Here is a 13952-nt window from a genome sequence, read left to right as displayed (position 1 = left end):
TCGCTTGCTAGCGAATCACTCGCTTCAGAATACGCTCACCAGAGTTGCTGAAGTTTTTCGCCGATTCTTCCACGCTCTTTTTGCCATAGTCGAGCTGTTCGATGGTTTGCAGGATCAGGCTGGCCAGCTGCGGATCTTCAAGATACGAGGACACTGGCGTTTTCATCGGTTTTTCTAGCGCCATCGAGAGCCCAGCAACCGACAGATCGTTGGTATCCAGCTTCTGCTTTTCTTCCAGCGCTTGTCTGGCGATACGGCTGAGCGGAATGCCGCGCTCGGTGCCCATCAGCAGCGCGCCTTCAGGATCGTTCATCAGATAATTCAACAGCAGCGCCGCTTCTTTCGGGTGCTTGGTATTTTTACTGATGGCAAATAACATTGACGGTTTGAAGAACTGCCCAGAGTTATCCGATCCCGGCGTCATGATGTATGGCCCTAATTCGAGCTTACCAGGTGCCGCCAGCGGATCGGCATATTTCTTCACAACCGAAATCCACAGGTGTGCCCCACCGTACTCCCCGTTAATCCAGGGGCGTGTTTCATACATTCCGACCTTGCCAAACGCGTTGTAATACTTCGAAGACGGCATCACATGTTCGTCAATCAAACGCTTATAGAAGCGAAACGCCTCGATCCACTGCGCCTCGCTGTAGTTAAAGCGTTTGTTCTTTTCATCGATCATGCCAATCTGGTACTTCTGCGTCATGTAATAGTTGATCAGTTCCAGCATGCCTTCACCGCTGTCCTGCGCAGGTGAAGCAATGGGGAAATAGTTATCACCCAGTTTCTCTTTAAACACCTTGCCCGCATGGAACAACTCATCCCAGGTAGTGGGATACGGCAGTTCGGCCTTCTTCCAGGTTTCCGTGTTGTAGTACATCACCAGCGCATTCAGCGAGGTGGAAATCGCGTTCACTTTGCCGTCAATCGTCGCGGGCTTCAGCGCATCTTCGGGGAAATCCTGTAATTTCAGCGTATCGGTCAGCTTATTCAGGTCATAAAAGCCGGTGCCAGTCTTGGAAAAAATCGGCAGCCAGTTCCAGTTTACCTGTAGCACATCCGGTTCTTCGCCGCTGGCGATCTGCGTCGTCAGGCGGGATAAGTGCCCGTCCCAACCGGTATATTCTGGTTTCACGCTGATGTGCGGATACTTTTTCTGAAACGCTTCCAGCGCAGTCAAGGTCGCCTGATGGCGGCTGTTTCCTCCCCACCAGGAGAGGCGTAATTCCACAGGTTCAGCAGCCTGCGCGAACGAACAGAGCGCAGATAAGGCGATGACAATCAGTCCAGGTAATCTCATTTTTCCCCCAACGACATTATTATTGTGTTTGTGCGTGTGTCTGGCGTACTGGTGTGGCGTATGGATGAGAAAGCAGGTCGGGTACACAACCCCTATTGTCTTGGGAATCAATCTCTCCCTGACCCTGACAAGATAGGCAGAACCCGTTTTATCGCGCTAGTCATCACGGCGGGAAAACGTGTGATTTGCGGGGCTGACGGAAGAAATGCTGATGACCGCACCGCGTTAGTGGGCGTTTCAACCACACAGTGTGAGCCCTATGTGACGCGGCAGGGAGGTGCCTCACATCATTAACTGACGCACCACACCAAAAAGAGATTTAATTCACAAATAAGAAACACAAAAACAACAAAACCACGCCATGTGCGCGGCGAAAGAGAAAAAACGGCGTAAAAGTGTGATGAAACACACACGGCATAACGCACCGCATCGCCCTCCTCGTTATGCCTTTCACATTCTCTTACGCCACGTGCCGCGCGCTGTGAAGCTCGCTCCAACCTCCGCAGATTTCACCACAACAGGCACAGCCAAAGGCCAGCAAACGTGCTGCAATCGGAGCAGGCTCGATCAGATAGGATAAAGCGATGAAGCACTCTATTCAGTCATACTCCCCCGCTGCCGACGGCATTACGCCAGATACCGCCATCTTTCAGCAGGCTATCGATCGGATTGCGGCACAGGGTGGTGGCACCCTGACAGTGGAACCGGGACGCTATCTACTAGGGGGATTACTGCTGCCTTCCAATTTTTGTCTGCAATTGGAGGCAGGGGCTGAGTTAATCGTCAGCGGTGACTATGAACAGTTTGCGCAGGCCACGACGATCAGCATGGCAGAGCTGTCGCACCGTGCATTTCTTTATGCCTACCAACAACGCAATATCACGATCTGCGGTCAGGGTAAGATTATGGGAAATGCCGATGCCTATTTCTCCGCAGAGCCCGACGATCAGGGCTATCGCCTGCCTGCACAGCATCGCCCGCGCATTGTGGTCTTTGAGGATTGCGAACACGTCCGCCTGTGTGATTTTACGATTGAACACGCCCCGATGTGGACCGTGCATCTGGTCAGCTGTCGCCAAATCATCGTCGAACGTCTGACGATTGATAACGATCTGAGCATGGCAAATACCGATGCGCTGGATCTCGACAGCTGCCAGCAGGTGCAAATCAGCAACTGCTCGCTGAGCGCCGCCGACGATGCGCTGTGCATCAAAACCACCAATAAGCCGCCCCATCTGCAATGTAAGGTGCAGCAGGTCGTCATCAGCAATTGCCTGTTACGATCCAAGAGCTGCGCCCTGAAGATCGGCACCGAAACCTTTGCAGACATTGAAGACATTTCCGTCAGCAACTGCGCCATTTACGATACCAACCGCGCGATCGGCCTGATTTCGCGCGATGGCGGTACGTTCCGACGCCTGCAATTCAGCAACATCACATTCCAGTGCGTCGCCGCGCATCCGTGCCACTGGGGCAAGGCCGATCCGATCTTTATCTCCGTGCGCTATCGCGATCCCGCCATCGAACCGGGTCGGATCGAAGCGGTACAGTTTTCTCAGATCGCCGGTGTCAGCGAGGGAGCGATTAACCTGCACAGCACGCCCGCAGGCTACATTCGGGATATCCATTTCCATGCCGTACATCTCGAACAGCGGCAGAGCGACTCACCGGAACAGGGCATGTACGATGTGCGTCCGCCCTGTAATCCAGAACGTCCGACGGGTATGGGGTTGGACAATGCGTATCGGGTCGATCCCACAACGGGACGCGCATTCGGCGTTGAGCACTACCCTGGCGGCATGCCCGCGCTCTTTGCCCGTGGCGTCCTGAACCTGACTACCCGCCACATGACGATCCGCCGTCCCGATCCGTTGCCCTCCGGCTGGCATCATGCGGAGATCGTGCAGTTGGAAGAATAAGCACTTTCGGGTAGTATGCGACGGTTTTTTGCATACTATGTTCTGAGAGCTCCTTTTTCAGAACGAAACCGGGAACATCGCTATGGTCACTACACTCTTTAAAGATTTTCAGTTTGAAGCCGCGCATCATCTGCCCCACGTACCAGACGGCCACAAATGCGGACGGCTGCATGGGCACTCTTTCATGGTGAGACTGGAAATTACCGGTGAAGTGGATCCGTATACCGGCTGGGTGATGGATTTCTCTGAGCTGAAAGCCGCGTTCAAACCTACGTGGGAACGGTTGGATCATCACTATCTGAATGAGATCCCCGGTCTGGAAAACCCAACCAGCGAAGTGCTGGCGCACTGGATCTGGCACCAGTTGAAGCCGACATTACCGCTGCTCAGCGCCGTGATGGTGAAAGAAACCTGCACCGCCGGCTGCGTCTATAAAGGCGAGTAATAAAGAAGTGGTGGTGCTGTAGTCTGGCGTGAGTATTCCTCTCTCACGCCGCTACGTTCAGTCGCTATTATCAGTAAATGAATATCAGGCGATATTCAGGTATTTATGTGTCTGCATAGACAGCCGCCAGTTGCGGGCGATGCAGGTCTCGATACACAGCTTGGTCGCATCGTCTTTCTGGCTGATCGGCTGTAGTGCCACAATCCGCGGCTTATCATCATCAAGCCGCGCCAGTAATGCATCTAACGCCTCAATGTCACGCTCACGCGCCACCGGGTGTTTGATCTCATCCGCCCGTTGCAGCGCCTGATCGAGCACTTTCATACCGCCACGCATATTCACCTTCGGCGATACCGTCACCCAGGTTTTTGGCGAACAGCGCACCTCATGAGTGCCGCTGGTTTCGATCTGGCAGCTGAAACCCTGCTTTTCCAGCTGTAGCGTTAGCGGTGCTAAATCGTGGATACAGGGTTCGCCGCCGGTGATCACAATGTGGCGTGCCGTGTAGCCTTGCTGCACCATCCGCGCCAGAATGTCGTCCGCGCTCGCCGCGCCCCAGGCATCGCTTTCTTCCGTTTTTACCAGCACCTGATCCAATGAGGTTTCCCGCTCTGCCAGCTTGTCCCAGGTATGTTTGGTATCGCACCAGCTACAGCCGACCGGGCAGCCTTGCAGGCGCACAAACACCGCCGGCACACCGGTAAAATAGCCTTCGCCCTGTAACGTCTGGAACATTTCATTAATCGGGTACTGCATGGTTTTCACTGTCTCTCTCACTTAAAAATGCATTATACCCTAAATCATTCGCGTTGCAGGATGGCGGAAACGCCGTGACAAATCTGGCGAGAACACGCCAACGTCAGGACAGTTGAGTAATTTGGCCCGTGCGTCAATAATCAATCTGTTGTTACAACTTCACCTGCTTTCATACGTTTCATTATTAACAAGGATAAGAATCAATGAAGTTATTGAAACCTCTCGCCCTATTACTCATCTCGAGCGCCTTTGTGCCTGCATTTGTTCAGGCACAGGATATCGCGCAGATTAAAACTCAGCCGGGCTATTACCGCATGATGCTGGGCCAGTTTGAAATTACCGCGCTGTCTGATGGCACCAACACCATGCCAATGGACAAACTGTTACAGCGCACTCCACCGGAAAAAATCACCGAACTGCTGGCAGAGAAATCGCTGACGCCGCAGGTGGAAACCTCCATCAATGCCTATTTGGTCAATACTGGCAAACACCTGATTTTGATAGACACGGGCAACGGCAAGCAGAGCAACCCTACGGTCGGAAAAGTGCTGCCGAACCTGATTGCGGCGGGCTACAAACCTGAACAAGTCGATACTGTATTGATGACTCACCTGCACGGCGACCATTTTGGCGGTCTGGTGCAGGACAAGAAACTCAGCTACCCGAATGCCACCGTGTATGTCAGCCAGCCAGAAACTGACTTCTGGCTCAGCCCGGATAATCTGAAGAACGCACCAGAGAACAGAAAATCCGCGTTCCAGCGCGTGCAAAGTACCTTTGATGCTATTCGCAAAGAGAACAAGCTGAAAACGTTCCCAGCTCAGCAAGCCGCATTGTTACCCGGCATCACCGCGATTCCGAGTCCGGGACATACGCCGGGGCACACGTCTTTTCTGATCGAGAGCGAAGGTAAAAAACTGCTGGCGTGGGGAGACATCATTCATGCGGAAGCCGTGCAAATGAGCTTACCGGCCACCACCATCAGCTTTGACTCAAATATGGATCAGGCGACGGAATCCCGTAATAAAGTGCTGGCCGACGCCGCCAGCCAGGGTTACTGGGTTGCAGGCGCTCACCTGCCCTTCCCCGGCATCGGCCACGTCGGTACGCGTCTGGAACGCAACGGCACCACCAACGGCTATCGCTGGCTTCCAGTGAATTACAGTGTGGCAGGGCTAAAGAACTAGGTATCAGAATGGCGTTCATTACGTTGATTACTGGCGGTTCGCGCGGCATTGGCCGCGCAACCGCGTGCTATCTGGCAGGAAAAGGCCACAAGATTTGCATCGGCTACCGCACCCAGCAGGACAGTGCGAATAGCGTTCTCGAAGAGATTCGCGCAAGTGGCGGGACGGCCATCGCCGTTCAGGTCGATATCGCCGATGAAGAGCAGGTTATTGAGCTTTTTAAGCGGACGGATAAAGAACTTGGCTGCCTCACAGGTCTGGTGAATAACGCCGCGATGCTTAAACCTCAAGCCACCATTGAACAGCTTGATGCCGTGCGGCTTAACGACATTTTTGCGACCAATACGGTGGGCAGTTTTCTCTGTGCTCGGGAAGCGGTCAAGCGTATGGCGTTCCGTCATGGCGGAAAAGGCGGCGCTATCGTCAACGTGTCATCCGCCGCCGCCCGGCTGGGTTCACCGCATGAATATATTGATTATGCGGCATCAAAAGGCGCACTTGATACGCTGACGATTGGCTTATCGCTGGAAGTCGCCGATCAGGGCATTCGTGTTAACGCCGTACGGCCCGGTTTTATTTATACCGATATGCATGCTGACGGCGGCGAACCGGCAAGGGTCGATCGCATCAAGCATTCACTGCCGATGAAGCGAGGTGGTCACCCGATGGAAGTCGCACAAGCGATAGGCTGGCTGTTATCGGATGAAGCGTCCTATGTCACAGGGAATTTTATCGATCTGGCGGGTGGGAAATGAAACATCCCTCTTATCTTACAGTATCTATCGTTTAGATTGAGATACACGGGGCTACCACAGGGGTGAGGCGTCCCTACGGGAACCTCCCCCTGTGTTTCCCCTAAAAATGGGCTCAGTACCTTCTATCCAGCCTAGAATTCTCCTCTCACAGACCAGAGCGATGACCCAATTACAAATACACCCGCAAATATTCCGCCAGACACAGGATCGCCATTGCCTGGCCGTACGGCATGGAGGTCAGGGCGATGTTGCGGTAGAAATCCAGATCGTTGCCCATCGCGGTGCCGAATGATACCTGCGTCAGTTCACCGTCCTGATTGACATGATTAATCACGCCACGAATCGCTTTCTCCGCCACCTCAGCGTAGCTCGGATCGACGTAGCGCTTGCGTACCGCTTTCAAAATACCGTAGGCAAAACCGGCGGTTGCCGAACTTTCAAGGTACGAATTCGGATCGTCAATCAGCGTGTGCCACAGGCCGCTGTCATCCTGATATTTCGCCAATGCTTCAATCTGGCTTTCCAGCACCTGTAACAGGAAGCGACGCGTCGCGTTGTTTTCCGGCAGATCCAGCAGTTCGATAAATTCAGGAATAACGATCGTCAGCCAGCTGTTACCACGCGCCCAACGTGCTTTCGCGTAGTTGTGCTGCCCTTCGAACGTCCAGCCGTGGAACCACAGGCCGCTTTCGCGATCCATCAGATATTGCACATGCAGCAGGAACTGATACGTGGCTTCTTCCACAAACTCAGGCCGATTTAACAGCTTGCCGATTTTCGCCAGCGGCAGCACGCTCATCATCAGCGTGTCGTCCCACATCTGCTGATGGTTTTCATTGTTATAAACAATATGCTGCAAGCCTTGCTTGTCCGTGCGCGGCATTTCGTACATCACCCACTCCGCCCAGCGCTCCAGATACGGCAACCAGCGCGCATCGCCCGTTTCTTCATAGCGATAAGCTAGCGTCAGGAACGGGCACACGGTGTTCACGTTCTTCGTCGGCGTACCTTCCGCCAGACGCTCGGTAAACCAGTCGTCGATGATGGCGCGCATCTGCTCGTCACCCGTCTGCTGGTAATACTGATAAATCCCGTACAGCCCGATGCCGTGCGTCCATTCCCAACCCGCCCAGCCTTTGGTATCAATCACCCGACCATCGTCCAGCCGTAACAAGAACTCACCGGTTTTATCCTCAATATTCACCAGATTGTCGGTGATACGGCAAATCAGCGCCTTCAGATCCTCACGGGAGATGAAGCGTTCTGGCTGACGTAAAAGCGGGCTATGTTTTACACTGAATACGGTCATAGTCATTCATCCAATTGAGTTATCAGTTAACAGTTCAATACAGTTACGACTGCGTGGCGTGCGCGACCGGCTTGTCGCCTTTATGGCGATTCAGATAGCCGATGTTGTTATTGCCCCACAGCGATTCATACGGCATACCAGCCAGCATTTCGACCGTTGCCCGCGCCTGCGGCGTAATCTTCTCCGGCACAGGACGCCCGGCTTCACGCATTTTCAGCGTCTCTTCTCGCAGCACGCTGTGCGTTTGCAGGTTGAGTTTAAAGCGCAGAGAAACCAGGAAGCCCAGCGCCAACACGCCCACGGTGCCGAAGCTCAAAATCATCAGAATCGTGTGGCTAACGCTCGGTGCCTGCACGCTCTGGCCGGAGACAAAGCCGGAGAGCTGTAACACCACGCCCACCAGCATCACCGCACCAGCCTGAGAGGCTTTGCGAGTCAGCGTCATAATCCCAGCGAAGATCCCTTCGCGACGCTGCGCGGTGATCACTTCATCCACATCCGCGATGTAAGTGTAGGTGTTCCACGGCACGTAGTTGATCCCGCCGCGCCCAATGCCAGCCAGCGCAGAAATCAACAGCAATAGAGAGAAGGTGTCATGCAGACCGCTGTACCACAGGACGGCGTAGGAAAGCGCACTCACGCCAAACAGGCACACGACCAAGCGGTAAGATGGAGCTGGTCCAAAGCGGATACACAGCGGAATCATGCCGATCACCGCAATGAATTGCAGAATCGCCATCGTTCCCATCAGGTTAGACGCCATGGTCGGGCTTTGCATCAGCACAAAGACCACGTAATAAGTGAACACAGCGTTAAACACGTCCTGCGCGATATACCCGCCCAGATACATCCCAAGATGCTGACGGAAAATGCGAATACGCAGCGTGGAAACCAGCTCGACGTTCAGCCGTTTCAGGCTTTGGCCTAACGTCAGAGACTGGCGCTCTTTCTCCGCCCGCAGCGACGCTTCCGACATCTGATCGCGCGGCCGTTCCCAGGTAAAGAAATAGACCAGCGTCAGCACCAGCGCACAGATAACGGAGAACACCAGACTCGAATAGAAGAAGGAAATCGCGTTGTCTTTACCAAAGTAGCCCAGCAGGATGCCCGGCAGGAACGCGGCCAAAATCGCAGACAGCTGCGCCAGCGCGATACGTGCGCCAGAGAACTTGGTCTTCTGTTTGAAATCGTCGGTCATTTCCGGCACCAGTGTTTCATACGGCACCAGCACCATCGTATACACGACATCGAACAGCAGGTACGTCAGCAGATAGTACCAATAGCTCATATCCCCGACCCACATGAAGCTGTAGCTGAACACGAAGGGAATACCGAGCAGAATAAAGAATTTGCGGCGGCCAAAGCGTTTGCCCAGCCAGGTTGAACCGAAGTTATCGGTCAGGAAGCCCATCAGCGGGCTGACGACGGCATCAAGCACACGCGCCATCGCAAAAATAAACGTTGCCTCAATCGGCGTTAAGCCACAGAACGTGGTGTAAAAATAGAGTAACCAAGCGGCCGTCAGTGCCGTTGTACCAGCACCAAGAAAGTCCCCTGAACCGTAGGCTAAATAGTTAGCCAAACCGATCTTACGCGTTTTCATCGCCATCCTTCCCCGAACATTTTTAATTATGAAGGTGTCACGCTGATACGGTAGCGCCCGGCGATCGTGAAAACCTTTGCGCTTTTGCCACCACGCGCCCCACGCTGGCAGCACAGGGAAGATTGGTGCGATCCGCTTCAAAGATTTTATAAAAAGCCATTTTAACTGAACGAAACCAACAGTTCGTTTATGGCGATCACAGGATAGAAGATAGGAAGTCAGCAGGAAGAAAGGCAACGTCGCCAGCGGGCGTTGCCTCGCGATGTCTTGAAAAATGGCGCTTTTTTAGCAGAGACTAGCGCTATTCAGCGTGCTGCAATCGCCACAGGAAGGTTTGCCGCGCGTGGGCTAAACGCGGCTGGCGCAGTGCGCCCGGTACCCAGGCCAGATAGTAATCCAACTGCGTTGTGCCGACAGGAGGCGGAATAATGGCAAGCTCCCCCGTATCCAGCAGATCCTGACATAAATACACCGGCATCACCGTCCAGCCAAATCCACTGGTCAGCACGCGACGCAGCGCACGCAGATCCTGACTCACCACGGCGGGCACCAGTCCCTTCTCCTCCATGCGGTTCTTCTTCAACCAGTGATCGATCAGGGGAAATTCAAGGTCATACGCCAGCATCGGTTCCTGTGCCAGCGCCTGCGGCAGATCGCCCGTCTGCAATAGCCGTTCGACAATCGCGGGAGCCGCCACCGCCTGTAATGTCGCACTCTTTAGCAGATCGCTTTTCAGCCGCTTATCCGTCACCGGGTGCGCCGTTATGCCCAAATCACAGTGCCCTTCCAGCAGCATCTGTTTAATCAAATCGCCGTCGCCGGTATGCATATGCACCCGCACGCCCGCTTCAAGCAGCGGCAATAGCTGCTCAGACACCACTTCAGCCATGAAGTCCGCATGACCAATGATATGCAGCGTCCCTGAGACGTCCATTGACCTCGCGCGGGCAGAGGCCAGCGCCGCCTCGGCTTCATCGAGCTTGTCCCCGAGATCCGCCGCTAAGTCGTCTGCCGCTGACGTTGGCGTCACACCATTTGCCTGACGCTCAAAGAGACGCCGCCCCACCGCCACCTCCAGCCCGGCAATGTGCTGCGACACCGCTGGCTGAGTCAGATTGAGCGCGCGCGACGCTCCGCTAATCGAGCGCTGCCGATAGACTTCCACAAACGTGCGTAGACGGATGAGTGACATACAAGACCTATAGAGAGGTTATACCCATAAAATTATTTATATCCCCCGAATAATAATCTTGTTGGCGGACGGATCAACCCCTGCCGTATCCTTTATCCCATCTTGAGTGACCCGGAAACCCCGGCTAACTTTCTGTTTTCTCTGGTAATCGACGACTAAAAGGGGACAAAACATGTCGACGCAACAATCCAAAAAGGATTTACAAGCCATCCTGAATACGATGAAGCGTGCTCACATTGCATCTGGCCCAGCCGATGCCGCGCTGCGTCAAGATCGCTTACAGCGCAGCATCAATCTGCTCCGTGAAAACCATGCGGCGCTCGCGCAGGCCATGAGTGATGATTTCGGCCATCGCAGCCTGTATCACTCGTTCGCTGCCGACATCGGCATCACGCTGAAAATACTTCAGAACGCCATCGACAACGTTGAACGCTGGATGCAGCCAGAATCCGTGGATGAACCTGCTCCCGGCATGCAGGCGTGGATTCAGCATCAACCGCTGGGCGTGATCGGCGTAATCAGCCCGTGGAACTTTCCGGTAAACCTGTCATTCGGCCCGCTGGCTGACATTTTTGCCGCCGGTAATACCGCGATTCTGAAACCGTCAGAACTCACGCCGCGTACGTCTGAACTGCTGGCAGAATTAATTGCCCACTACTTTGACCCGCTGGAATTGGCCGTGGTGCTGGGTGATGCAGAAATCGGTCAGGCATTCAGCGAACTGCCGTTCGATCATCTGGTCTTCACCGGCAGCACCGCCGTTGGGAAACATGTGATGCGTGCGGCAGCAGAGAATCTGGTGCCGGTCACACTGGAGCTGGGCGGCAAATCCCCCGTCGTCATCGATTTCAGCGCAAACATCACCGAAGCCGTTGAACGTACGCTGACGGTGAAAACCTTCAACGCCGGACAAATCTGCCTGTCGCCGGACTATGTTCTGCTGCCCGAAGGTCAAGAGAAGGCTTTCCGCGATGCGGCGAAAGCCTTTATGCAGAAAAGTTTCCCGGCGCTACAGGCGAACCCGGATTACACGTCTATCATTGCTGACAGGCATTACGATCGCCTGATTCGTATTCTGAAAGAGGCTGAGCAGCAAGGCGCGACCGTCGTCAGTCTGGCACCGGAAGGCGAAGCACCCTACGATGCGAAAAGCCGCAAAATTGCTCCGCATCTGGTGTTCGGCGTACATGATGATATGACGATCATGCAGGAAGAAATTTTTGGCCCGCTGCTGCCGATTAAAGCCTATCAGGCGGCAGAGGAACCGATTCACTACATCAATGCGCATCCACGCCCGCTGGCGGCTTATCTGTTCAGCAACGATGAAGCCATGCAGCAGCGTTTCGCTGCCAGAACGACATCAGGCGCGCTGGTCATCAACGATGTGATGACGCACGTGTCTATCGACACACTTCCGTTCGGCGGCGTCGGCGCATCCGGCATCGGTGCATATCACGGCGTTCACGGATTCCGCCGTTTCAGCCATGCCAAACCGATTGTCATACAAAGTGAAGATGGCGCGTCTAACCTGACACTGCGTGCGCCTTACCATGAAAAACAAGACGCAATTGTCGCCGTACTCAAAGGCTAACTGGCGTCTATCTACCCGATCATCCTGCAACCATAGAGAGAAAAATAATGAAAATTTTAATGGTACTGACTTCTCACGACGAACTGGGCAACACCGGTAATAAAACCGGCTTCTGGCTGGAAGAGTTTGCCGCACCTTATTACACCTTTAAAGATGCAGGTGCCGAGCTGGTGCTCGCCTCCCCTGCTGGTGGCCAGCCGCCTCTCGACCCAAAAAGCGATCTGGCCGATTTTCAAACCGAGCTGACGCATCGCTTTAAAGCAGACCCAGCCGCACAGCAGGAACTGGCCAATACGGTAAAACTCGATACCGTCATCGAACAGGATTTCGATGCCGTCTTCTATCCTGGCGGTCACGGCCCGCTGTGGGACTTGGCAGAATCGCCGGTCTCTATCGCGCTCATCGAAGCCTTTGTACGTGCCAACAAGCCGACCGGTTTTGTCTGCCACGCGCCAGGCGTGCTGATTCATGTGAAAGCAGAAAATGGCGACGCGCTGATTAAAGGCCGCAAAGTGACAGGCTTCACCAACGGTGAAGAAGAGGCGGTTCAGTTGACGGACGTAGTGCCTTTCCTGATTGAAGATGAGTTCAAGAAACTCGGCGGCCTGTATGAAAAAGGCCCTGACTGGGCACCGTACCTCGTTGAAGACGGCAAGCTGATCACCGGTCAGAACCCGGCAAGCTCGGAAGTGGTTGCTAAAGCGATTCTCAAGCAGCTGGCTTAATCCGCGCGATACCCCTCATTTGTCTGTGTCTAAAAAACAGGGCCGCATCACGATGCGGCCCTGTCATTAAGTACTCCACCTCGGCATATCTCAAGGTGGAGACAATATTGTATCCACCTGCTGCGCGGTTAAATCGAAACCGTAAAAGCGCTGATAGAAATCATGCGTCTCTTTTGCCATATCAATGTGCTGCATCTGCTGCGGATACAGCGTTTTTGCCAGCCAAAGAAATTGCAGCGCCTGCTCCGACGTTTCCCGACACCACCAGAACATCCCTAGCGGATTCGCATAAACGCGTCCCTGCTTCACCGCACGTAGCTGCTGCCACTGCGCATCCTGACGAATCGCCTTCGCATCCCCAGCCCGCATGGTAATAATCACATCGGGATCGGCCTGAAAAATCTGCTCAAGCGACACAGGTGCGGTTGTCACACCAGAACGGCTAAACCACGGCTCCGCCACGTTGATCGCGCCACCCAGATCCATCCAGTCCTGATTCAGCGAAGGACGTCCCGATGTCGTTAACGGATCGCCAACCGCATGGTAGACCTTCACACGCTGCTGTGACGGAATGTTCTGGATCACCTCCGTCACTCGCCTGACGTTATCCTGATAGTAGGCAGCAAAATCCTGTGCCCGACGCGATGCGTCCGGCCCCAGAACCTCACCGGTAATCAGCGTGCGTTCGACCATTGCCGCCAGCGAGTTATAGCGGAGCGGTACGATGGCAATCCCCGCTTTACTCAGCGCTTCCGCTTCAGCAACCGGCACGCTGTCCGACACGAAAAAGACCTGAGCACGGCGAGAGATCAGCGCTTCCGTATTAATTCCCATGTTTCCGCTATGAGCAACCAGCGATGCCTGCGTAATGGACGGCACAAACTGGCGGAACAGCGGCATATCGCGCACCAGCTTCGTCGTCCCGACAATACGATCGCCATAGCCCAGCATCGCCAGTATCGAGTTTTGCGCATTCCACGAGGTGGCAACCCGCTCAACCGTCGCGGGCACCGTCACAGAGCGATCGCCGTAATAGTGAATCGTCCGCGTAGCGGGTTCAGGCGTTTCCGCCTGAACCCGATGCACGCCGGAGAAACTCACCGCCAACAGCACTAACGCATTGAGCAAATACGCGCGATAGCGAGTGGTAAGGTTACGTTTCAGCATCGC

At 54.4% G+C, this 13952-nt stretch carries 13 protein-coding genes; 7 read left to right on the top strand and 6 right to left on the bottom strand.

Translation table 11 applies throughout. The features are described from left to right. Window positions 1-7: 7 nt before the first annotated feature. Complete coding sequence (locus QWJ20_RS14565; protein WP_433992822.1) at window positions 8-1300, bottom strand: ABC transporter substrate-binding protein; 1293 nt, start codon at window positions 1298-1300, stop codon at window positions 8-10. A 60-nt stretch (window positions 1301-1360) separates the two neighbouring features. On the opposite strand from QWJ20_RS14565, the gene QWJ20_RS14560 reads away from it, so the two are divergent. The 3 genes from QWJ20_RS14560 to queD all read left to right on the top strand — a co-directional run bounded on the left by QWJ20_RS14560 (window position 1361) and on the right by queD (window position 3664). After that, window positions 1361-1594 (top strand): hypothetical protein, encoded by a 234-nt coding sequence (locus QWJ20_RS14560; RefSeq protein ID WP_349718892.1) that lies wholly within the window; start codon window positions 1361-1363, stop codon window positions 1592-1594. A 290-nt stretch (window positions 1595-1884) separates the two neighbouring features. After that, the gene (locus QWJ20_RS14555) at window positions 1885-3219 is read left to right on the top strand and encodes a glycoside hydrolase family 28 protein (protein ID WP_433992821.1); all 1335 of its coding nucleotides are present in this window, start codon (window positions 1885-1887) and stop codon (window positions 3217-3219) included. Window positions 3220-3301: 82 nt separating this feature from the next. Then, window positions 3302-3664, top strand: a complete 363-nt coding sequence (gene queD, locus QWJ20_RS14550; protein ID WP_010309068.1) for a 6-carboxytetrahydropterin synthase QueD — start codon at window positions 3302-3304, stop codon at window positions 3662-3664. Between the two features lie 84 nt (window positions 3665-3748). Here the strand turns inward: queD and queE are convergent, their stop codons facing one another. Next, window positions 3749-4420, bottom strand: a complete 672-nt coding sequence (queE, locus tag QWJ20_RS14545; RefSeq protein WP_119888578.1) for a 7-carboxy-7-deazaguanine synthase QueE — start codon at window positions 4418-4420, stop codon at window positions 3749-3751. A gap of 203 nt (window positions 4421-4623) precedes the next feature. On the opposite strand from queE, the gene QWJ20_RS14540 reads away from it, so the two are divergent. Further along, entirely contained in the window at window positions 4624-5607 is a 984-nt protein-coding gene (locus QWJ20_RS14540) for an MBL fold metallo-hydrolase (RefSeq protein WP_095700448.1), read from the top strand. A gap of 8 nt (window positions 5608-5615) precedes the next feature. Continuing rightward, window positions 5616-6362 (top strand): SDR family oxidoreductase, encoded by a 747-nt coding sequence (locus tag QWJ20_RS14535; RefSeq protein ID WP_039486185.1) that lies wholly within the window; start codon window positions 5616-5618, stop codon window positions 6360-6362. Between the two features lie 169 nt (window positions 6363-6531). On the opposite strand, the gene bglB is transcribed toward QWJ20_RS14535, so the two are convergent. The 3 genes from bglB to QWJ20_RS14520 all read right to left on the bottom strand — a co-directional run bounded on the left by bglB (window position 6532) and on the right by QWJ20_RS14520 (window position 10466). Then, window positions 6532-7671 (bottom strand): beta-galactosidase BglB, encoded by a 1140-nt coding sequence (gene bglB / locus QWJ20_RS14530; RefSeq protein WP_119888575.1) that lies wholly within the window; start codon window positions 7669-7671, stop codon window positions 6532-6534. A gap of 43 nt (window positions 7672-7714) precedes the next feature. Then, entirely contained in the window at window positions 7715-9274 is a 1560-nt protein-coding gene (locus tag QWJ20_RS14525) for an MFS transporter (protein ID WP_174871071.1), read from the bottom strand. A gap of 301 nt (window positions 9275-9575) precedes the next feature. After that, entirely contained in the window at window positions 9576-10466 is an 891-nt protein-coding gene (locus QWJ20_RS14520; RefSeq protein WP_039486189.1) for a LysR family transcriptional regulator, read from the bottom strand. A 172-nt stretch (window positions 10467-10638) separates the two neighbouring features. Here QWJ20_RS14520 and QWJ20_RS14515 point away from each other — a divergent pair, with 172 nt between their 5' ends. Next, window positions 10639-12057, top strand: a complete 1419-nt coding sequence (locus tag QWJ20_RS14515; RefSeq protein WP_433992820.1) for a coniferyl aldehyde dehydrogenase — start codon at window positions 10639-10641, stop codon at window positions 12055-12057. A gap of 47 nt (window positions 12058-12104) precedes the next feature. Then, window positions 12105-12782 carry a type 1 glutamine amidotransferase domain-containing protein gene (locus QWJ20_RS14510; RefSeq protein ID WP_174869602.1) on the top strand — a complete coding sequence of 226 codons (678 nt, stop codon included), beginning with the start codon at window positions 12105-12107 and terminating at the stop codon, window positions 12780-12782. A 90-nt stretch (window positions 12783-12872) separates the two neighbouring features. Here the strand turns inward: QWJ20_RS14510 and QWJ20_RS14505 are convergent, their stop codons facing one another. Then, window positions 12873-13949, bottom strand: a complete 1077-nt coding sequence (locus tag QWJ20_RS14505) for an ABC transporter substrate-binding protein (RefSeq protein ID WP_433992819.1) — start codon at window positions 13947-13949, stop codon at window positions 12873-12875. Window positions 13950-13952 lie beyond the last annotated feature (3 nt).

The sequence above is a fragment of the Pectobacterium sp. S5 genome (assembly GCF_051707265.1).
GTDB lineage: Bacteria > Pseudomonadota > Gammaproteobacteria > Enterobacterales > Enterobacteriaceae > Pectobacterium > Pectobacterium polare.
The sequence above is the reverse complement of the archived record's forward strand: the minus strand, read 5'-3'. Positions and strand labels throughout refer to the sequence as shown.